Below are 19,891 nucleotides of genomic sequence, written 5' to 3'. Positions count from 1 at the left end.
ATCGCTGGTCGGATGGCAGACGACCGCGTCGGTTGACGGTGTCCGTCAACCGACATGGACGGCCCGGCGGCCGAGCGCACCGTTGACGCCATGGCAACCACCACCAAGATCCAGCCGCGCGCCCTCGTCCGTGCCTCCGGAGGCCCCCGCTATGCCGTCGCCCTGGCCGTGGACGCGCTCGGCACCGGCTTGCTGCGGCCCTTTCTGCTGCTCTACGGGTTGACGGTGCTGAGGCTGTCCGCGTCGGCCACCGGCATCGCCATGACGGTCGGCGTCGTCGTGGGTCTGGTGTGCATGCCCGCTGTCGGCCGATGGCTGGACCGGGGCGCACGCAGCACGGTCGTGGCAGCGTCGATGCTGGTGCGGGTGCTGGGCGTGGCGCTGCTGCTGGCCGCCCCGGCAGGGCACGTCTGGCTGTTCGCGACGGCGGCACTGTTCCTCGGCATCGGAAACCAGGCATGGCCGGCCGCCCATGCAGCCCTCGTGGCCACGGTCGCCCACGGCCGCGAACGCGACGCCGCTCTCGCGGGAGGCCGCGCCCTGCGCAACGCCGGCCTGGGCGCGGGCGCCCTCGTCGCCACCGCGTGCCTGGCGGGCGGCACCACCGCGTTGCAGGCGCTGGCAGCCGTCACCGGGCTCGCCTATCTCGCTGCGGCAGGCTTGGCATGGTCGGTCAACCTGCACACGTATCCGGCTGCTGCTCCGGCCAGGGACAGGGCCGACGGGCCCGCACCTCGGATGGGCGGGCTGCTGGCCGCCAACGTGGTCTACGTCTTCTGCCTCAACGTCCCCGAAATCGCGCTCCCCCTGGTCCTGGTGACACAGTTGCACGCCTCCCCGGTGTGGTCGGCAGCCATCTTCGTGGCGAACACTGTGCTGGTGGTCACCCTGCAGGTTCCGGTCACCGTCCTGATGTCCCGCTTCTCCCGGCGGACCGTGCTGGCTCTCGCCGGCGTGGTACTTGCCGCGTCCTACCTCGGCTTCCTCGCGGCCACCTCACTGGGACACGGCTGGAGTGCCCCGGCCGTCGCCACGGTGTCCGTGGTCTGCACCGTCGGCGAGATCATCTACGCCGGCAGCGCCACCGCGCTCGTCACCGCCCTCGCCCCGGCGCATGTCCTGGGACGCGCCCTCGCCCGTTTCCAGCTCTCCACGGGCTTCGGCCTCGCCGTCTCCCCGGCGGTCATCACCGCTCTCGCCTCCCACGGCTCGGCCGCCCTCTGGGGCAGCCTCTCCGTGGCGACGCTCCTGTCCGCCTCGGCCGTTGCCACCGAGAAGGATCAAGGAATGAGGCTCAACGGTTGCTGCCGCCGGGCGCGCGCAGGCTCGTGAGCTCGGGGATCGCCTCGGGGGAGGGCTTGGATCAGCGGCGGACGTTCTCCGGCTGGCCATGGCTTCGGCGGCCGCGGGCACGCTGATGCTGCCGACGACCAGGGCAGCGGCGACGAGCCGAATCGCCCATGGGACACCGACACCACCGCATCGGGGCATGACCTACCGCAGCGTCGTCTACGAAGTCGGCGAAGGCGACACCCCCGCCACCGGCTGGAGCGCCGAGCGTGCCCGGCGCGACATGCTCGCCATCCGCAACGACCTGTGCGCCGACTCCGTCAAGGTCACGGGTGACGGTGTCGAGCGGCTCACACGCACCGCGGCCGAGGCCGCCGAGCACGGGCTCAACGTGTGGCTGGAGCCGACGCTCGGTGACGTACCGGAGCGGGAGATCCTCGACCACCTCGGCGAGACGGGGCGCTTCGCCGAGCGGCTCCGACGCCAGGGCGCAGACGTGCACTTCAGCGTGGGCTGCGAGTTCCTGCTCTTCCTGCCCGGCATCGTGCCCGGCGACGACGTCTTCGAGAAGATCGAGAACCTGATCGCCGGCAACTTCGATCCGGTGTACGCGGCCCGTCGCGTCCACGACTTCACGGCGCGGGCGGTCACCCTTGCCCGGTCCGCGTTCCACGGCCCACTGACGTACGCTGCCGCCGAAGACGAGGAGGTCGACTGGGACCTCTTCGACATCGTCGGCCTCGACTACTACGGGTATCACCGGAGCCGGTCTGCCTACATCCGGGATCTCAAGCGTCATCTACGGCCCGGAAAACCGCTGTCCATCCAGGAGTTCGGCTGCTGCACCTTCGTGGGCGCGCCCCAGCAGGGCGGCATGGGCTGGAACGTGGTCGACCATCGGGCCAACCCTCCGCAGATCAAGGGGAACCTGGTCCGCAGCGAACGCACCCAGGCCGCGTACGTCACCGACGTACTTGCCTCCTTCGAGGCCATGAGCCTGTACGCCGCCCACGCCTTCACCTTCGTCTCCCCGGACTCACCGCACCGCCCGGACGATCCCCGTCACGACCTCGACATGGCCAGCTACGCCCTCGTGAAGCCGATCGAGCACCGCTCCGGCCCCTGCCACGACTGGCATTGGGAACCCAAGGCCGCCTTCCATGCACTGGCCGGGGCATACCGCCGGGTGGCCTGCGAGCGGGTTGGAAAGCACTGAAGATGCGCCAGCTTGTTCTTGTAGAAGTCGCTGTCGTCGGTGACCTGGCAGTACTCCAACAGCGGGTAGAGGAGCCAGTCCGCGCCGCCGATCCAGGTCTGGCCGGCGAAGCTGTCGTCGAAGTGGAGCATGTGGCCGGATTCGCCGTCGGTGCGGATGGGCGCCAGGAAGCCGCGGGTGCCGTAGATGTTCCGCGCGTTGGTGCGCCAGTCGTCCAACTGCCCGTTGGTGCTCCTTGCCATTGGGTTCGAGGGTGTTGGCCACTGGGGCGGCGTACGGCGATGTCAGTTCGGGCATGGGGATGCCTTCGCCGAGGAGGGGTCGGGACGGCGGCGAGTGTGTAGGTGCGCGGTGGGATTGCGTACCGCCGCCGGCGGCCGGGGTGGTTCAGCTCAGCGGGACGTCGAGGACGGCCTTGCGGTGGCTGAACGTCTCGATGGAGTAGCGGCCGTGGTAGTTGCCCATGCCGCTTTCGCCTACTCCGCCGAAGGGGAGTGTCGGCACGGCGAGGTGTTGCATCGGCAGGCCGAAGTTGAGGCCGCCCGAGGAGGTCTCGGTGGCGAGGCGGCGCTTGGTGGTGTCGTTCTCGGTGAAGGCGTACAGGGCGAGGGGCTTGTCGCGGTCGGTGATGAACGCGATGGCCTCGTCCAGGTCCGCCACGGTGAGGATCGGCAGGATGGGGCCGAAGATCTCCTCCTGCATCACTGGCTCGTCGGGCCGGACATCGGCCAGCACGGTCGGGGCGATGTACGTGTCCGCGCGGTCGGTCTGCCCGCCGGTGACCGTGTGGCCGGAGTCCAGCAGGGCGGACAGCCGGTCGAAGTGCCGCTCGTTGATGATCCGTCCGTAGGCGTCGGACGTCTGGGGGTCCTCACCGAACAGTCCCTTGATCGCGACGACCAGGGCGGCCTGCAGTTCGGTCGCGGTGTCCGGGTCGGTCAGGACGTAGTCCGGGGCGACGCAGGTCTGTCCGGCGTTGGCGAACTTCGTCTGCGCCAGGCGCTGCGCGACCGTGGCGATGTCGGCGTCCCGGTCCACGAACACCGGTGACTTGCCGCCGAGTTCGAGGACGACGGGGGTGAGGTTCTTGGCGGCGGCGGTCATCACGATGCGGCCGACCGCGCCGTTGCCGGTGTAGAAGATGTGGTCGAAGTGCTGCTCCAGCAGCACGCCTGTCTCCGGCGCGCCGCCCTCGACTACCGCGGTCGCGTCGGTGTCGAGATACGCGGGCAGCAGCTCGGCCAGCAGCGCCGAGGTGCGGGCGGCGTAGTCGGCGGGCTTGATGACGACCGCATTCCCGGCGGCGAGCGCGCCCGCGACGGGAACAAGCAGCAGATTGATCGGGTAGTTCCACGCCGAGATGACCAGGGCGACCCCCAGGGGGTCGAACTGGGTGCGGGCGGTGCTGCCGGGGACTCCCGGCACCCTCACGGGGGCGGGCTGCGGGGCGGTCCACTCCTCCAGGTGCTCCAGGTAGTCGTCGATCTCGACGATCGTGGTGCCGATCTCCATGGCGTCGGCCTCGGCGCGGTTCTTGCGCAGGTCGGCGTAGAGGGCGTCGGCTATCGCCGCGCGGTTGTCGGTCAGCAGGTCGCGCAGACGGGTCAGCTGCTGTCGACGCCAGGCCAGGGGCTTGGTACGGCCGGTGCGGAAGGCAGCGCGCAGCCGGTCCACCAGCGCGGTGGCTTCGGCGGCGGTGAAGGTGTCGGCGAGGGTGAAGGCTGCCTTGGCGTCAGTCACAGTCGTGTCCTGTTCGGATCGGAGGGAGAGCCGGATGGGAGGGATGGCCGGTCAACATCAGGGGGAGAGACGCAGCCGTGCAGGTGGTGCGTTCAGGCGGTGACTGCCGTGCGGCCGGGTGTGGTCTCGCTCTCGCCTGACGGGGCGGGCGTGGTTTCGCGGTCATGCGACGGGGTGGGCGTTGCGGTGGCTGGCGAGGGGGACCCGCGGCGGATCGCCAGGCCGACCATGGCCACGCCGATGACCAGTACGAACGCCATGCCGGCGAGGGCGAAGCTCAGGGTGTACTGGCTCTCGGCGGGCAGCGCGGGGACCCCGGCGGGCAGGTTGGCGAGCGTCTTGGAGGCGAGCAGCGACGTGACGACCGCGCTGCCGATCGCACTGCCGGTGGAGCGGGAGATGGAGTTGATGCCGTTGGCGATGCCGGTCTGGTGGTGCGGAACGCCGGCCACGATCAGGGCGGGCATCGCGGCGTAGCCGAAGCTGATGGCAATGCCGACGACCATGCCGGCCAGGATCACCGACGCGGTGGTGCCGTGGGCGAGGGTCAGCCAGGCGAACCCGACGACGCCGAAGACGGCACCGGCGGCGAGGGTGCGGCGCGCGCCGATGCGGCGTACCAGGACGCCTCCGAACTGGGCGGCCACCAGCGAGACGAGGGCCGAGGGCAGCAGGTAGACGACGGAGGCGCGCAGGACGGAGGCACCGAACCCGTAGCCGGCGATCTCAGAAGGCGTCTGGACCAGGTAGGAGACACCGATGAACTGCGCGAACATGGCGAATCCGACGAGCAGTCCGGCAACATTGGTGAACAGCACAGGCCGGTGGACGAACATCTTCATGTCGACCAGCGGGTCGCGGACCCTGCGTTCGACGGCGACCCAGAGGACCGCCGTGACAGCGGCGCCGGCGAACAGGGCGAGCGTGCGGGCCGAGGTCCAGCCCCAGGAGTGACCCTGCGAGATGGGCAGCAGGATCAGCACGAGCAGCAGGGCGAGACCGGCGGCGCCGAGCCAGTCGGTGCGCCCGCCCGTCCGGGTGCGGGGCGCAGGGACGACGACCGCGACCGCGATCAGGGCGGCGACGGCGAGCGCGGCGGCCAGCCAGAAGACCTGGTGATAGTCGGGGTCGGCACCCGTGGTCAGCAGGCCGGCGCTCACCAGGGCGAGACCGCTGCCGAACCCGAGCGTCCCGCTGACCAGGGCCATGGCGCCGGGCAGCCGCGCGGGTGCGACCTCCTGGCGCAGTACGGACAGCGCGAGCGGGAAGATCGCGGTGGCGGCGCCCTGCATCACGCGGGCCACGATGAGCCACAGCATCGAACTCGTCGTCGCGGCGAGTACGGACCCCGCGACCATCACCACCAGCACGCCGAGCAGAGTCGGCTTCGTGCCGCGCTGGTCGCCGAGGCGGCCCAGCAGTGGAGTGAAGACCGCTGCCGACAGCAGTGTGGCGGTGGTGACCCAGCTGACCTGGGCCGTGGTGGCTCCGAGGTCGGTCTGGATGATGCCGAGGATCGGGATGACCAGCGTCTGCATCATCGACACGACCATGGCGGCGAGGCCCAGCGCCAGGACGAGGCTGAGGCTGCCGGTGCGGCGCTCCGGCGCGGCGGCAAGGGAGGACTTCACGGTCTTCTTTCCGGTGGAGGTTGCCCGAAGGGTGGATGCATCGATGGTCGAGGTGTCAGACCATTGAGGTACTCGATGCTTGAGGGAATGAAACATTATGGAGCTGGTGGATGTCAAAGGTTGGGGTACTCAAGCTTTTCGGGTAACCTCGACGTATGCCACCCATCCCCTCCAAGGAGCAGCTCATGGAGCTGCTCGCCCACTCGGTCAGTACGCACTACGCCGACTTCACGGCGACCGCCGCCGACATGGGCCTCACCTCCAGCCAGGCGAAGACCCTCGCGGTGCTGCGCCGCGCGCCCGCCTCGATGCGCTCGCTCGCAACCACGCTCGCCTGCGACGCGTCGAACATGACCGGGATCATCGACCGCCTCGAAAAGCGCGACCTGGTCCGCCGTGAGGTCAGCACCACCGACCGCCGCGTGAAGAACGTCGCCCTCACCGAGACGGGGGAGAAGGCGATCGACACAATCCGCGAGCGGATGGAGCAGACACAGACCGGCCTGGACAGCCTGTCCGAAGAGGAGCGCGCCGAGCTCTTCCGCCTGCTGACGGCCGTCTTCCCGTGCTGATGTGCGCAGGTACTGTTCCGTAGAACAATCGAGCGCTGACTGGCGAGCCGGCCAGGGTCCCGCGGGAAGCCTTCATGCACAGGCGGGCGGTGGCGAAGGCGGACTCGACGAGGTCCGCTGACGGATCAGAGTTTTGCGGGGAAGTTGCAGTGCGCCGGCAACTCGGCGTCGAGGCCGTTGATCTCCTTCTCCGCATTGGGGAACTTCGCGCTGTAGCGCCAGGCCAAACGTCTTGATCGCTTGGAGCGCAATGTCGCGGTCTTCGGCGACGTAGATGCCTTGCACTGCCGCGCTGGGCCGATCTCAGCAGGGCCCGGCCGCAGCCGGGCAGCTGGGCGGCGGCCCAGTCGTAGAACCGTTCGCCCTTGGCTCCCGGCCCCGCCGACAGACGCTGCCACGCCTCGGGCGGGCCTGGGCGATGAGATGGTCGATGCGCGGACGTGGACCTGCTGCGACTTGGGGACGGCAACGACGTAGGTGGGCTCGGCGTCTTCCAGGAGCGCCGGAACCACGAGTCCCCGGAAGAAGGGCACCAAGTTCGCCAAACGGCGGCTCAAGGCCCGCGCCCGCAAGGAACTGCGGCACGCCACCAACCAGAACCACATCATCGCCAAGACGATCGCGCCCAAGGCTGAACGCACCTCGGCACGTCAGCTTCTCAAGGACTTCGGCCGCGGCCTCCGGCCGAGACGAGGTACTGACCGATGATCAGATTGCGGTCGACGGCGTTCGGGGCCCACGGCTCGACCTCCTGGTAGTCGGCGCCGATCTCGAACAGGCGGTCCTGCAGCAGCCACTTGGCGTTGGCCGGCCAGACCGGACTGGGTCTTTTCGGCGTTGCTGAAGCCGGTGAGCCTGTAGCGGGCGAAGGCGTTGCCGCCGTCGGCTTTGGTGGCGGCCAGCAGTGCGGCCGGCCACTCGGCGTGGTGCCGGAGGTGGCGTCGACGGCCAGCTCCTCCATCGAGCCGTGGCCGCCGGGGTAGAAGACCGCGGCGTGGTCGTCGAGGTCAGCGTCCTCCAGCTTGACGGGGTGCTGGATCTCGCTGGTCGGTCGGGGCGAGGGCGTCCGCCATCTTCTTCGCGCTCTCCTCGCGGCCGTTGAATCGCGGCGCCAGGCTGACCTGGTCCAGGGGCGCCACGCCGCCCGGCGTGGCGATGACGATCTCGTGGCCGGCGGCCGTGGACGCCTGGTACGGGGTGACTTCGCCTCCTCGGCCCAGAAGCCGGTCGGGTGCCCGGTGCCGTCCGCGGGTTCATCGGGAGCGGCCCGCAGAGACAGGCGCCCCAGGTCTCTGTGTACTGGCTACTCGGTCTCTGCCGAGGCAGCGAGAATCAAGTCGCTGACGGCCTTGGTGGACACCGGGTTCTGGCCCGCGCTTGAGGATCTCCACGTCCTCCCGCAGCCGGCGGTTCTCCCGCCGCAGCGCGGCCAGCTCCTCGCGTTCGCTGCTGGTCAGCCCGTCACGCTCGCCCGCGTCGACCTCGCCCTCGCTGACCCACAGCCGCACCGCGGTCTCGGTCAGGTCGAAGTCCTTGGCGACCTGACCGGCCGAGCGGTCACCGCGCCGGCACAGCTCGACGATCTCCGCCCTGAACTCCGGAGTGAACGAACGGCGAGGCCGAGGCTTCTTCCTCCCCATGCTCTCCATGATGGACATCCTCCCGGGGCAGAACCCCGGATCCAGGATGTCCGCCAAAGCGGATCAAGCCCAGTGCACCATGTGTCCGGGCCAGTGGGCGGTGATCTTCCCTGGCTTCCGGTTGTTCTCACCGCCTGGGTCGATGAAGCGGCGTTTGCCGAGGCCGAGCCGGGTCAGGTGTCGGCTGACAGTTCGCCGGTTGATCACAAAACCGATACTGACAAGTTCGTCGGTGATCCGTTGCGCGGACCACTTGTGCTCGCGGCGCCAGGACTCGATCTGCTCGATGACCCATGCCGGAGTCGCGTTCGGACTCCGGTGCGGACTCGACGGCCGGTCTTGCAATCCCGCATCACCGTGTAGCCGCCAGCGATTTACCCACTTGCTGGCGCATGCGCGAGAGATGCCCATCTCAGCGGCGACGTGGGCGATGGGACGTGTCTGGCGCCGCTTCACGAGCCGCCTACGGCCCCTCGACGCTCAGGGGCGCATTCGCGTGGGGCACTCGTCGTCCTCTCGAAGTCAGACGACGGCAGGCGCGACACCTATCGTGCGCGCCTGCCGCATTGCGGCCTCTCAGTCCTGCGGTGCGACGCGGATACGGTTCCCGTCAGGATCGGCTGCGAGGAAGGTCAGCCCGAACCCCGCATCATGAGGCTCGCGCAGGATCGTGACCCCCTTGGACGTCCACTGCTCAAAGGTCGCGTTGACCTCGTCGGGTCCACCGTCGATGGCCAGGCAAACCTCGCTGGTGCGCGGGACGTCCGGTGACAGATCCTCGAACTGGCCAGACCACACAGCGAGGTCAGCGCCTGGCCCGAGGTCGAAGGTGATGTATCCCGGAGTCTCGAACGAGGGGCTCATGCCAAGGAGGTCGCCGTAGAAACGAGCTGCGGCGGGAGCGTCGTTCACGTAGACGATGGACACGACGGATGTGGTCATGGTTGTCCTTCTCACAGGTCGTAGGTACGCATCCACCAGCCTGACCGGGATATGCGCCGCATCGTGTCGCAATTCCTGAATAGATTGGTGTGTGACCCCAGATCGCTTCTTCACCCTGATGCTGCTCCTCAAATCGAGGGATGCCGTGACCACACAGGAACTTGCCTCAGCACTCGGGGTGTCCCTTCGAACCATCACCCGAGACCTGAACTGGCTCCGCGACGCCGGTCTGCCGGTGACCGCACACCGGGGCCGCCTCGGAGGCGTGACCATGCTGCCCGGGTCCGGGCTCGACCTCACGCGACTCACACCGGGCGAGCGTGATCATCTGTCGCTCACTGGGCTGGATGAGAAGCAACGTGCGGAGCTCAACGCATCGGCCGAAAGCCAGCGCGCGCTCTCCAAGATCGCCGCTACACAGCCACGTCGAGTTCATGAGCTCCTGCCGCTCACCGACGTAGTGCACGTGGACAGCCGTCCCTGGCGTCAGGCACGAGCTTCCGGCACGACTCCGGCTTCGCTGATCGGCGCAGTGCGGCGAGGCCGCCGGCTACGGATCGAGTACGACAGCCCACGCGAGTCAGGCCCACGCGACCTGGTCGTGGATCCCTACGGGCTGTTCGCCAAGGCCGGCATCTGGTACCTCGTCGCCGACTGTGCCCGAGTGCCACGGATGTACCGACTCGAACGGATGACGACGTTGAAAGAAGTCGACCAGCCACGACGGATCCGCGAGAGCCAGACCCTGGCCACCGTCGCTGCCGCGCTCATTGATCAGTGGGAACACAACCACGCGATAGAGGTCAGCGCCACCATCGACCAGACCCAGATCGAGCGAGCGCAACGGATTTTTGGCCAACGACTCGTCCCGGACGACCATGAAGAATCCGCCACCGGCTGCAAGGTAACGATCCGCTTCCTGCTTCTGGAGGACGTGCGAGCACTACTGCCGTTCGGGAGCGCCATCACTGTGCACGGCCCCACCGAAGCCAGGGCTCACCTCAGCGACCTCGCCACCAATCTTGCCCACCACTATGCGCCGTCACCAACGTCCTGACCCGCAACAACTAGGCATCGCGGCCTGAGGCGCCGCCCAGGACGAACTCCTGGTCGGCGCCTCTCGCAGACCCTGCACAAGTCTCGTTCGTCGCCTGCTCGTTCGGCCTGCTGAACAGGTGGCGGAGGAAGCAACGGGAGTACGCCGAGGGCCGGCAACTTTGAACCGTGGATCAGGGGTGGGAGACCAGGGCTGAGATCCCCGGTTCGGAGAATCTGAAGGACCTTCAGTGCGAACCCACGGGTCAGCCCCGCTATGTGTCAGGCCGATGCATCCGTGACTTCGGTTGGAACACGAGGATGCTGGGCGAGCCGAAGGGCCTCGGCCGTGACATCAGCATCGACCTGTGCCGATGTCCTGTCACCGTATTCGAGGATGTCGTACTCGTCGTCCAGTTCGGCGAGACGCTCGGCCAGAGGCAGCTCGTGCCCGAAGCGCTGGTGGATCCGGAAGGCCAGCTCGCGTGGAGTTAGCTCGCCGGCCAGCATCCGGGCAGCAAGTGCTCGTGCGGCGGCTTCCTGTCCGGCAACACTGCCAACCGCGTGGAAGGCGAGGCCCAGTTCATCGAGTGCTGGCGGAAGGAGAACGGGGACGTCGTAATCCGCCTCCGCGCGTGTGCACGCAGCCAAGATCCGCAGGGCAGGACTGTCGAGGCCGGCAACGAGTGCATCACAGGCAGCAGCGACGACGTCGGTTGCGCGGATCTCGCCCATGCTCCAGAGAACGGCACGGTGCTCAAGCTCGCGGGCTGCTGGATCGGTCGACGACATCTGTCCATGGTCTCGTCACCGGGTTGAGCAGGTCGAGCGGGTTTCACTGCGATCCCTGCTCGACAGCCCCTCCCAGAAGCGCGCAGTGCTGACTCCGCGCAACGGATGGCGGTCTTCTCGTCGATGCCGACGACGAGGGCAAGATGGAGCGGGTCCGCGCCGTGGGTGAAGCCTCTTCGAGCGTCCGGTCCACGCGGTGCCGTTCGAGGGTGACAGTGAGGTTGCGGGCGGCCCGGGTGGTCCAGAGCTTGCCGGCCGGACCGAGCTCGACGGCGGTCTTCCGGGCGCCAGCAGGTGGGGGTTGGCCGTGTGTCCAGCTCAGGCGGTGGGGATAGTCGCTGTCCGGGTTGCGCGGCGCTCTGAATTTCGTACGCCTGCCCGATGGGGATCACCTAGGGTGTGCGGCATGACGCTGCAGCTTGTTCAGGTGAACTTCAAGGCCCGGGACGACTCGGCGCTCGGCCGGTTCTGGGCGGAGGCGCTCGGCTGGGGTGTTTCCAGCGAAGGGCCCGGCGTCACCAACCTGGAACCCGTGGGCTTCGACTGGCCGGACCCGTCCGCCGTCTGTATCGATCTCGTCCGCGTCCCGGACCCGGAGACGGTCAAGTACCGCGTGCACATCGAGCTCGCCACCACCTCCGACGCCCATCAGGCGGAGTTGGTCGCACGTCTGAAGGAGCTCGGGGCGACGCCCGCCGATGTGGGCCAGGGCGATGTGCCGTGGACGGTGATGGCCGACCCGGAAGGCAACATGTTCAGCGTCCTGGAGCCGCGGGAGCTCTACCGGGACACCGGGCCGATAGCCGCCGTGGTCGTCGCCTGCGCCGATCCACGGGCCATGGTCCGGTTCTGGGGCGAGGCGATCGACTGGAGTGTCCACGAGTTGACCGACGAGCGCGCCCTGCTGCGCTCCGTCAAGGGTGTCGGGCCGTATCTGGAGTTCCGCCGCACGCCCGACGACGAGGTCGTGTGGAACCGTGTCCATCTCGACGTGATGGCCGACCCCGTCGGGGATCAGGCGAGGGAGGTCGCCCGGCTCGAAGGCCTCGGCGCGGTACGGGCCGACGTGGGTCAGGGTGACGACGTCTCCTGGCTCGTCCTGGCCGACCCGGCGGGCAACGAGTTCTGCGTCCTCGGCCGCGGCTGACGCGGAACTCCGTCCGCGCCCTCATGGCGGTGCGGCAGTGCGCGGCGCCGGGCGCCGCCCTCCCCGGCCGCCAACTCACCACAGCTTGACCCACCCATACGGCAGGAGAGCCCTCTTCCGCTGTTGGTGGGTAGCGTCCAGGTGGAAGAGCGCACCGCCATGCTCGCCGGCCACGCGTAAGCCCGTCGTTTGAGGCAGCCCGAGCCCATCGCCGGTAGCGCCATGTGTCTGCTCCGCCTGACGGCTCTGCTCCTTGCTGCGACCGAGCGGCTTGAGTGGCTGGAGGAACAGCGCGGCGTGGGCGCCGACGTGCTCGCCACTGCGGAGTCCTCGCCGCGCCTGCCGTGCCGTCTCCCCACCGGTGACCTACAGCCTCCGAAAGGTGGCCGATACGTGCTTGGCTCCGACTTCCGCGCAGACGTGCTGGAAGCGGTCCGGCGGCCCATCCGGATCAGCGGCCCGTACGATTGCTGACGGCCCCTCAACGGGAGTGGTCCGCCAAGGACAGCAGAAGGTGTGCCGTCTCGGGGCGTAGATGGTCGGAGTGGGCGCCTGCAGGGCCGTTGCCGCGCACGAACACGTCGCTCGCGTCGACGCTCACGAAGCGGTGGTCGAGGTCGGTGAGTGGGTACGGGTGCCGGGGCGGCAGCATCCGTACGGTGGAGACGGGCGAGGGTGCCGTACCGATGCCCGCGTAGCCGATGCCAGCCCGCTTCTCCGCCCGCAGATGCCAGAAGCCCGTCGCGCGGTCGTGCTGGGAGTACGTGGCGACGACCGGCCCCCGCAACGGTGCCTCGGCCAGGGCGGTGAAGCGGGACGCGAAGGCGTCCCGAGGTGCCGCCATCTGCAGCAGCAGCATCGAGTCGACGGTGAAGGGTCGCCCGTGCGGCTTCGGCGTACTCCACCCCAGGGTGAGCGGTTCTTGGCCGGCTGCCCACTGCACGGCCTCGCAGAGCAGTCGGCACCCGAAGGAGTGTCCGATCAGGTGCAGATACTGGCCGTGACGGTTGGCGAGGACAGGCGGTGCGGCGGGGTCGATGCGGCGGGCGTTCAAATAGCCGAGGAGACGGCCGACGACGCGTGAGGCGTGGCCCTGGGTACTCATGGTGTGGGCACGGTCACGGATGCTGCGGTAACCGCCGAGGGACGGGCGGGAACGGGAGGGCCAGCGGATCAGGACGGTCCAGGGCCGCCAGGGTTTGAGGTTCGGGTAGGGGCCGTGGTCGTACTGATCCGTGATCAGGCCGAGGAGCCGGTGGACCGTGGCGAGCGCGGACTCCGGCTTCGTCTGCCAGCCGTGGGCGTAGACCAGAAGGTCCGTGGCCCAGTCTGGCGGGGTGAGCGCTGCGGCGAAATGGTCGTCGAGGCGGTGCTCGGGGACGGGACGTGGGCCGGTGCGGGTTTCCCGCAGGAGCCAGCCGGTGGGATCCAGATCGAGGATGGCGGGCGTCACAGGGCACGCTCCATGCGATTGTCCATTCCACAGTGCAGCATGTAGGCGAGGCCGAGCGGGTTGCGGTGGGTGTCCGCAAAATGGCGTGCCAGGGCGTGCGCGATGACCCCTGCGGTGTCCTGTCCGCCCAGATACCGCGTCACGTACTGCAGGGCGTACTCGGCCGCGAAGAGCTGCGGCATCTCGATCTGAGGCCCCAGCACTCCGGCGGCGCCCGCCTGGATGAGAGCGCCGCCCAGGTGGGCCAGTTCGGCCGTGCCCGGCATTCCGCCGTAGCAGGCGTTGAGCAGGACGAGCGGGTGGCGGTGCAGCACGGTGCTTGCGTGAGCGGCGCAACGGGCCAGTACGGTCTGTGCGTCGATGTCGCGTCCGTCACTCAACTGCACCACCAGAAAGGGCGAGTCGGTAGCTTCGGCTCGGAAATGGCCGTGACACCAGAAGTACATGAACTGCTCGTCCAGCCTTCCCTTCGCGATGTCGTCCACCAGTTCCTGACGGCTGCGGCGCTCATGGAACGTCGTGTCCTTGGCTAGGAGGGCTGCCACCTGCGCCGCCTTGGTCCTGCCTGCGACGTCGAGCTCCGTGTCGTGGTTCAGACTTACGCAGGGATGATCCGGGAGAGGTGCGGGCGCCCGGGAATCCGGGAGTTCCGGGTAGTAGCCGCCGGTCTGCTCGATCTGGTGGCGATGGCCGAGGAAGCGCCTGAAGAGGGCGTCGAGTCCGGTGTTCCGAGGCGTGTTCGCGGGCAGGCAGAGCAGGGACCAGGGCAGGTACAGCACATCGGAGTCGAAGCGGATGCGCAGGTTCTCGCGGAACAGCACCTCGGTCAGCACCTGACGCACCCGTGAGACAGGGCGGTCCCTGCCGCCGAGGAGTACGTCGAACAGCAAATGGGCGCCTTGAGCGGCCAGTTCGTCGAGTACTGAGTACAGGTCGTCCTCGGGCTCGCCGTTGAGATCCACATGCGTGGCGTATGGGAAATCGGGGCGACCGGGGCCGGGTGACGCCTCTCCGGTCGGCGGCCGGGCATCGACGAACTCCGCCTTCCAGCGCCGGCGCAGGCGGCTGCCCAGACTGCGTACCGTCGCTTGTTTCACGTTCAGCACTGCGCACGGGTCGCCGTGCGGTGAGGTTGGTACGGCGGGGCCGTATAGGCGGACGAAGATCTTCTCCACGCCGTACTGGTTCAGGGCGACGACCAGGTCGGGGTGGTGTGTGGTGGGGGCGGGGTAACGGGTGTAGTCATGGCTGGGGTTCTGCAGGACGTCGGTGTCGAGGTCTCGGGCCATGAGGTCACTCCCCTTCTGTGCGCAGGATGAAGGGGGTTGCGGTGGACGGGAGTTCCCCTGGTGTACTGACGCGGACCGTTGTCTCGGCCTGTTGGAGAACGGTGCCGGTGGTCCGGTCGTGGACGGCGACGCGGATCCGGTGTGTACCGGCCTGGTCGGGGGTGAAGAGCACCTCGGCCGCGCCGCCGTCCCCCGAGGGGAAAGGCCGTAGAGAGACGCTGACCGGTTCGATCTCCGCCGGGGTGAGGGGAGTGGCGACGGCGGTGAGCTCGGGACGGTCGGCGCCCGGCTGCGACCACGGGTGTTGCGGGCCTGGCTGGACTCGCAACTGGATACGTGCAGGGACCCCCGAGACCGGGTGGTCGTCCACCAAGGTCAGAAACAGATGGCAGCCGGCAGGGGAGAGGTGTGCGGGGAAAGAGCGGGGGGTGGTCAGACGCTCCGGCCCTGTCGCAGACCACAGCTCGTTGAACTGGTTGATGCGATCAGCGATGTGCTCGGGCTTCGCATGCAGCCGTGTCCTGTCCGGGTTGGACTGCAGGTCCGGCGCGATCTCATAGCAGAGTTCCCCGTCGAAGACGATGAAGTCGTTGACCAAGGGGTTCGACGCCATCAGTGACCGCACTGCGATCCGTGCGTCTATGCCACGCTTGCGGTGCTGCTCGCAGAGCTCCCTGAGAGTGTCGGTGACCTCATGCGGTTCGTTCACCACGAACAGGCGTCGGATCTCCACGCCGCGCCGTTTCACGGCCTTCTCCTGCGCGGCGAGATACCGCATTGCGGGCCCGCTGTGCCAGAAGTCCCGGTCCACCGAGGTACTCGTGGCGTCGACGGTCATCTTGACGCACTCGGTGAGGTCGATCAGCCACTCGTGGTTCTCACCCGGGCAGTCCGCGCTACCGCTTTCGAGGTCTTTCATGAGTGCGGAGAGGCGAGCCAGCTCCTTCTCGGCGAAGACTTGCACCATGCCGCCGCTCTGCTCACGGACTTTCGTGTAGCCGCGGACCAGCTGGGTCACCTCGTCGGAGCGGAGCACCGAACCATCCACGTGGCTGAACAGCTCCGTCGCGTCGAGGAGCTCGGCGGAGCGCCGTTCGGCCTCCTCGAACCGCTGTGCGAAGTCCACGAGGTACTGCACGATCAACGTCGAGCCGCCGAGGAGCACGGACAGAACCACCTGCCACTCCTGGCCCGGCTCCTGGTCCAGCACATTCGTCAGGAGAAACGCAGCCGCCCCCGCCACCGCCGCGATCAGAGACTTGCGAAGCACTCTGCGCCCGTCCCCGCGCCGTGATGCGCTCCGGACCACTGCACCGTTCGCAGACCCATGAGAGTTGCTCATCAAACCCCCCTCACCGAGGCGGCGCAGCCGCCGCCACACCCCATGACTTCCCCGCGAAATCCGGTTCGGCACCATCCCGAGCCGCCAGGCCGTGCCGGCCCACCGCCCCTCACCTGACTGGCCGGCCTCGCCACCTGATCTTTGTCGTCCCCTCAATGCCGCTGGTCGCCCGCGGCGCCTTCACCGGCCAGATGATCGACCCGGCGGTCTTCACCGACGACGACGGCCAGTGGTACCTCTACTGGGGCAACGGCCGCGCATACGTCGTCCCGCTGAACGATGACATGGTCTCCTTCGACTTCTCGAAGGTCACCAACATCACCCCAGCGGCTACAACGAGGGCACCTTCGTCATCAAGCGCAAGGGGACCTACTACTTCATGTGGTCGGAGAACGACACGCGGGACGAGAACTACCGCGTGGCCTACGCCACCGGGTCTTCGCCCACCGGTCCCTGGACGAAGCGCGGAGTGATCCTGGAGAAGCGCCTGGACCTGGGCATCAAGGGGCCCGGCCACCACTCCGTGGTGCAGGTGCCGAACACCGACGACTGGTACATCGCCTACCACCGCTTCGCCATCCCCGGCGGTGACGGCACCCACCGCGAAACCACCATCGACAGGATGGAGTTCGACTCCACCGGCCTGATCAAGAAGGTCGTCCCCGCCCTGAGCAGCATCGACCCGGTCTCCGTCGGCGCCACCCTGCCGACGAACACCAACCGCTCGCTCCGGTCCGTCAACTTCACCGGCCGCTACGCCGTCGTCCGCTCCGACAGCCTCGGCTACGTCGACCCGGTGACGTCCTCCAGCACCACGGCGTCAAGCAGAGCGCCACCTTCACCATCGTCCCCGGCCTGGCCGACTCCACCTGCTACTCGTTCCGTGACGCGTCCGGTCGCTACTTGCGCCACCGGGACTTCCGGGTCCGCTTCGACGCGAGCAACGGCACGGCGATCTTCAACCAGGACGCCACCTACTGCGCCCGGCCGGGTTCAGTCACCGGCTCGGGTCGGCGTGGAGTCGTACAACTACCCCGGCCGCTGCCTCCGCCACTACGACTTCGAGCTGCGCGGCGACGCCTTCCAGGACAACGCCACCTTCCGCGCCGACAGTTCCTTCATGGCGGTCAGCCCCTGGGCCTGATCGCATTCCCTCGCTGAACGGGTGACCCGCACGGCTTTGCCGTGCGGGTCACCCAGGGAGCCGACAGCCGCGCCGCCGGGCCGGCCATGTCAAGTTCCGAGCCCTCGCCGGCGCACGCTCGCAGTCCGTGGCCGGCTGGCGCCACCGATGCGCCGGCTGCCCTGCGTAGTTGGAGTCGGCCAAGGCGATCGCGATCTCCGCGTGCACAAGGCGCGCGCTCGAGGTCGGCCGGGTGTCCTTCGAGGACGCCCTTGCCTTCGCCCAGGAACGCGAGTCGTTCGGCAAGCCGATCGCCCTGGCGCGAACGCTGAGCAACCTGAAATGTCTGCCAGCCTCCTAAGTTGATGCCAGAACACGGTCAAGCGCCGCCCAGCCCGCGGGTCCCCATGTCGGCTTGCCCCCTGGCAGGCCCCGCTCCCCGGCCCGGCCCATGAGGATGAGGAAAAGGCTCTTCGCGGCAGCCAACCCTCGTGCGCGCCGGATCATCGCCTCGTCCGCGTGTGCGTACGCGTCGAAGAACCGTGCAGCCGCCCCCGCGGGAAGGAGCACCCAGGCAGCCGCGAGATCGACCGCCGGATCGCCCGCGCACATGTCACCGAAGTCGATCACGCCCGAGAGTGTCCCCTCCGAGACGACGACATTGGCTGGATGAAGGTCGCCGTGCAGCCATACAGGCGGGCCGTCCCAATCTGGAGCCGCAACGGCCTCGTCCCAGACGTCCCGGACATTCCGGAGGTCAGCGGCATCGCCTCCGGAGGCGACTTCCGCGAGTCCCCTTTCGAAACCGTCCGAGAGCGTTTTGAGGGGAACGCCGCGATCCTTACTGACCGGTGCGTCTGCGGGCGCCTTCACATGGAGCGCCTTGAGGAAGCCCGCCAAAGTGTCGGCCGCGCTGGCGTTGCTGATTGGGGCGCGGTCGGCTGGTTCGCCGGGAACCCATGTCGCGATGGTCCATGGCCGCGGGAATCGTGCGGACGGTTCACCGATCCGCGCGGGAGTCGGGACCGGGAGCGGTAGACGCGGGGCCAGGGCGGGCAGCCACCGGTGCTCGTTGCGCAGGAGGGACGGCGCACGCTCCGTGCGTGGCATGCGCACGGCCAACTCATCTCCGAGACGCCACAGTTGGTTGTCCCAACCGCCGACCACCTCACGCAGGTCCAGTCCTGCAAGGTCCGGATGCTGCTCCCGCACCAGAGAGCGCACCAGGTTCTCGTTGATCTCGAAGCTGTCCATGATCTGACTCAATCATCGATGGCAGGGGGCCGACCATCGATCGCACGGGACGCTGATTCTGGCCCGCTGCCGAAGGGACTCCGGCAGCAAGACGTGCGTGACACCGCAACCCGAACACCGCGACCGGCGAGGACGGACGAAGGACGCGACCCGAAATCACCGCGTACTTGCCGCGGCCGGCCCGTGCCTGCGCGGCGTGAGGACAGCACGGCGGGTCGGGCAGGTCAACCGGCCGGTCTGCAGCCGGTGTTCCACGCTCACCGCATCGGCGTCGACGATGGGCATGAGGCGGCCGCGCGTCAGCGGCGGGACATGTAGAGCTCGAGGACCTTGTGCAGCACCTTGTTGAGGGGGAAGTCCCACTCGCCGAGGTATTCGACGGCCTCGCCACCGGTGCCGACCTTGAACCGCAACAGTCCCAGCAGGTGGTTGCCCTCGTCCAGGGTGTCGGTGATGCCGCGGAAGTCGTAGACGCCCGCGCCGAGCGCGTGGGCGTCGGACATCATCCGCCACTGGATCGCGTTGTTCGGCTGGACCTCGCGCTTGCGGCTGGTGGAGGCTCCGTAGGAATACCAGACGTGCTCGCCGACCCTCAGCATCGTGGCCGCCGCAAGCACCTCGCCCTCATGGTGGGCGAGGTAGAGGCGCATGCGGTCGGCATCCTCCGACCTCAGCGCGGTCCACATGCGCTGGAAGTAGGCCAGCGGGCGGGGAATGAAGCGGTCCCGCCCGGCGGTCTCCACGTAGAGGTCGTAGAAGGCGGGCAGGTCCTCGTATTCGCCCTGGACGACCTTGACGCCGGCCTTCTCCGCCTTCTTGATGTTGCGGCGCCACTGCTGGTTCAGGCTCCGCTGGATCTCCTCCAACGACCGCCCCGCGAAGGGAACTTGGAAGACGTAGCGCGGCTGGCCCGCGGCGAAGCCGTCCTCGCCGCCGGGCTCGGTCTGCTGCCAGCCCATCCGGCGCAGCCCGTCGGCGACGTCGACGGCCCGCGGCTCGTGCACGGTCGCCTCCACATCCCGCAGCCGCCCGGCCTGCGGGTCGGCGATCGCCGCCTTGACCGCCTCGGCACTCCAGCGGCGGGCCACCACGGGCGGTCCCATCTTCACCGAGAACGCGCCCTGCTCCTTCAAGTACGCGAGCATCGGCTCAAGCCACCGCTGAAGATCCGGCGCCGCCCAGTCGATGACCGGTCCCTCGGGCAGGTAGGCGAGATAGCGCTTCAGCTTCGGCAACGGCCGCAGCAGCACCAGTCCCACGCCGACGAGACGGTCGCGCTCGTCGAACCAGCCCAGGCTCTCCGCCCGCCAGTCCGGCTTCACATCACCCCACGAGGGAACCTGCATGTGACTCGCCGAGGGCCGGGCCCGGACGAAGTCCAGATGATCCTCACGGGTGATCGCCTTCAGGCGAAAGCTCATGCGC

The 19,891-nt window shown here is 68.4% G+C and carries 15 protein-coding genes and 5 pseudogenes; 8 read left to right on the top strand and 12 right to left on the bottom strand.

The annotated features are described in order from the left end of the window. The first annotated feature begins 90 nt into the window (after positions 1-90). Positions 91-1,332, top strand: a complete 1,242-nt coding sequence (locus ABZO29_RS02240; RefSeq protein WP_367318418.1) for an MFS transporter — start codon at positions 91-93, stop codon at positions 1,330-1,332. Positions 1,333-1,489: 157 nt separating this feature from the next. Beyond that, positions 1,490-2,506, top strand: coding sequence for an abortive phage infection protein (locus ABZO29_RS02235; protein WP_367318417.1), 1,017 nt, complete (start codon positions 1,490-1,492; stop codon positions 2,504-2,506). Positions 2,507-2,893: 387 nt separating this feature from the next. Here the strand turns inward: ABZO29_RS02235 and ABZO29_RS02230 are convergent, their stop codons facing one another. Both ABZO29_RS02230 and ABZO29_RS02225 read right to left on the bottom strand, forming a co-directional pair. Beyond that, positions 2,894-4,183 (bottom strand): aldehyde dehydrogenase family protein, encoded by a 1,290-nt coding sequence (locus tag ABZO29_RS02230; RefSeq protein ID WP_367326028.1) that lies wholly within the window; start codon positions 4,181-4,183, stop codon positions 2,894-2,896. A 155-nt stretch (positions 4,184-4,338) separates the two neighbouring features. Continuing rightward, entirely contained in the window at positions 4,339-5,877 is a 1,539-nt protein-coding gene (locus tag ABZO29_RS02225) for an MFS transporter (RefSeq protein WP_367318416.1), read from the bottom strand. Between the two features lie 155 nt (positions 5,878-6,032). Here ABZO29_RS02225 and ABZO29_RS02220 point away from each other — a divergent pair, with 155 nt between their 5' ends. Beyond that, positions 6,033-6,449: a MarR family winged helix-turn-helix transcriptional regulator gene (locus ABZO29_RS02220; protein ID WP_367318415.1), complete on the top strand. Its 417-nt coding sequence runs from the start codon at positions 6,033-6,035 to the stop codon at positions 6,447-6,449. A gap of 651 nt (positions 6,450-7,100) precedes the next feature. On the opposite strand, the pseudogene ABZO29_RS02215 reads toward ABZO29_RS02220, so the two are convergent. The 4 genes and pseudogenes from ABZO29_RS02215 to ABZO29_RS02200 all read right to left on the bottom strand — a co-directional run. Then, positions 7,101-7,737, bottom strand: a pseudogene (locus ABZO29_RS02215) (type 1 glutamine amidotransferase domain-containing protein); the annotation flags it as partial. A gap of 88 nt (positions 7,738-7,825) precedes the next feature. Then, positions 7,826-8,089, bottom strand: a pseudogene (locus ABZO29_RS02210) (transposase); the annotation flags it as partial. A 72-nt stretch (positions 8,090-8,161) separates the two neighbouring features. Beyond that, positions 8,162-8,594, bottom strand: a pseudogene (locus ABZO29_RS02205) (leucine zipper domain-containing protein); the annotation flags it as partial. 71 nt (positions 8,595-8,665) lie between these two features. Beyond that, positions 8,666-9,031, bottom strand: coding sequence for a VOC family protein (locus ABZO29_RS02200; RefSeq protein WP_367318414.1), 366 nt, complete (start codon positions 9,029-9,031; stop codon positions 8,666-8,668). A 91-nt stretch (positions 9,032-9,122) separates the two neighbouring features. Here ABZO29_RS02200 and ABZO29_RS02195 point away from each other — a divergent pair, with 91 nt between their 5' ends. After that, entirely contained in the window at positions 9,123-10,088 is a 966-nt protein-coding gene (locus ABZO29_RS02195) for a helix-turn-helix transcriptional regulator (RefSeq protein ID WP_367318413.1), read from the top strand. A gap of 260 nt (positions 10,089-10,348) precedes the next feature. Here ABZO29_RS02195 and ABZO29_RS02190 read toward each other — a convergent pair whose 3' ends face one another. After that, positions 10,349-10,858 (bottom strand): hypothetical protein, encoded by a 510-nt coding sequence (locus tag ABZO29_RS02190; protein WP_367318412.1) that lies wholly within the window; start codon positions 10,856-10,858, stop codon positions 10,349-10,351. Positions 10,859-11,264: 406 nt separating this feature from the next. Here ABZO29_RS02190 and ABZO29_RS02185 point away from each other — a divergent pair, with 406 nt between their 5' ends. Then, positions 11,265-12,005: a VOC family protein gene (locus tag ABZO29_RS02185; RefSeq protein ID WP_367318411.1), complete on the top strand. Its 741-nt coding sequence runs from the start codon at positions 11,265-11,267 to the stop codon at positions 12,003-12,005. 481 nt (positions 12,006-12,486) lie between these two features. On the opposite strand, the gene ABZO29_RS02180 is transcribed toward ABZO29_RS02185, so the two are convergent. From ABZO29_RS02180 to ABZO29_RS02170, 3 genes are read right to left on the bottom strand one after another with little or no spacing between them, the layout of a single operon-like run. Continuing rightward, complete coding sequence (locus ABZO29_RS02180) at positions 12,487-13,458, bottom strand: hypothetical protein (RefSeq protein WP_367318410.1); 972 nt, start codon at positions 13,456-13,458, stop codon at positions 12,487-12,489. After that, positions 13,455-14,747 (bottom strand): CHAT domain-containing protein, encoded by a 1,293-nt coding sequence (locus ABZO29_RS02175; protein ID WP_367318409.1) that lies wholly within the window; start codon positions 14,745-14,747, stop codon positions 13,455-13,457. Before ABZO29_RS02175 ends, ABZO29_RS02180 begins: the two co-directional genes overlap by 4 nt. Before the next feature lie 4 nt (positions 14,748-14,751). Continuing rightward, positions 14,752-16,017, bottom strand: coding sequence for a DUF6879 family protein (locus tag ABZO29_RS02170; RefSeq protein WP_367318408.1), 1,266 nt, complete (start codon positions 16,015-16,017; stop codon positions 14,752-14,754). 230 nt (positions 16,018-16,247) lie between these two features. Here ABZO29_RS02170 and ABZO29_RS02165 point away from each other — a divergent pair. The 3 genes and pseudogenes from ABZO29_RS02165 to ABZO29_RS02155 form a co-directional block, all read left to right on the top strand. Next, positions 16,248-16,783: pseudogene (locus ABZO29_RS02165) on the top strand (family 43 glycosylhydrolase); the annotation flags it as partial. Positions 16,784-16,932: 149 nt separating this feature from the next. After that, a pseudogene (locus ABZO29_RS02160) lies at positions 16,933-17,233 on the top strand (AbfB domain-containing protein). Between the two features lie 169 nt (positions 17,234-17,402). Next, entirely contained in the window at positions 17,403-17,573 is a 171-nt protein-coding gene (locus ABZO29_RS02155; RefSeq protein WP_367318407.1) for a hypothetical protein, read from the top strand. Here ABZO29_RS02155 and ABZO29_RS02150 read toward each other — a convergent pair. Both ABZO29_RS02150 and ABZO29_RS02145 read right to left on the bottom strand, forming a co-directional pair. Further along, on the bottom strand, positions 17,570-18,466 hold the full coding sequence (locus ABZO29_RS02150) for an aminoglycoside phosphotransferase family protein (RefSeq protein WP_367318406.1): 897 nt from the start codon (positions 18,464-18,466) through the stop codon (positions 17,570-17,572). The two genes, ABZO29_RS02155 and ABZO29_RS02150, sit on opposite strands and share 4 nt — an antisense overlap. Before the next feature lie 299 nt (positions 18,467-18,765). Further along, positions 18,766-19,887 (bottom strand): lipid II:glycine glycyltransferase FemX, encoded by a 1,122-nt coding sequence (locus ABZO29_RS02145; protein WP_367318405.1) that lies wholly within the window; start codon positions 19,885-19,887, stop codon positions 18,766-18,768. Positions 19,888-19,891 lie beyond the last annotated feature (4 nt).

Source organism: Streptomyces sp. HUAS ZL42, assembly GCF_040782645.1.
GTDB lineage: Bacteria > Actinomycetota > Actinomycetes > Streptomycetales > Streptomycetaceae > Streptomyces.
This window is presented reverse-complemented; position numbering and strand designations above follow the sequence as displayed.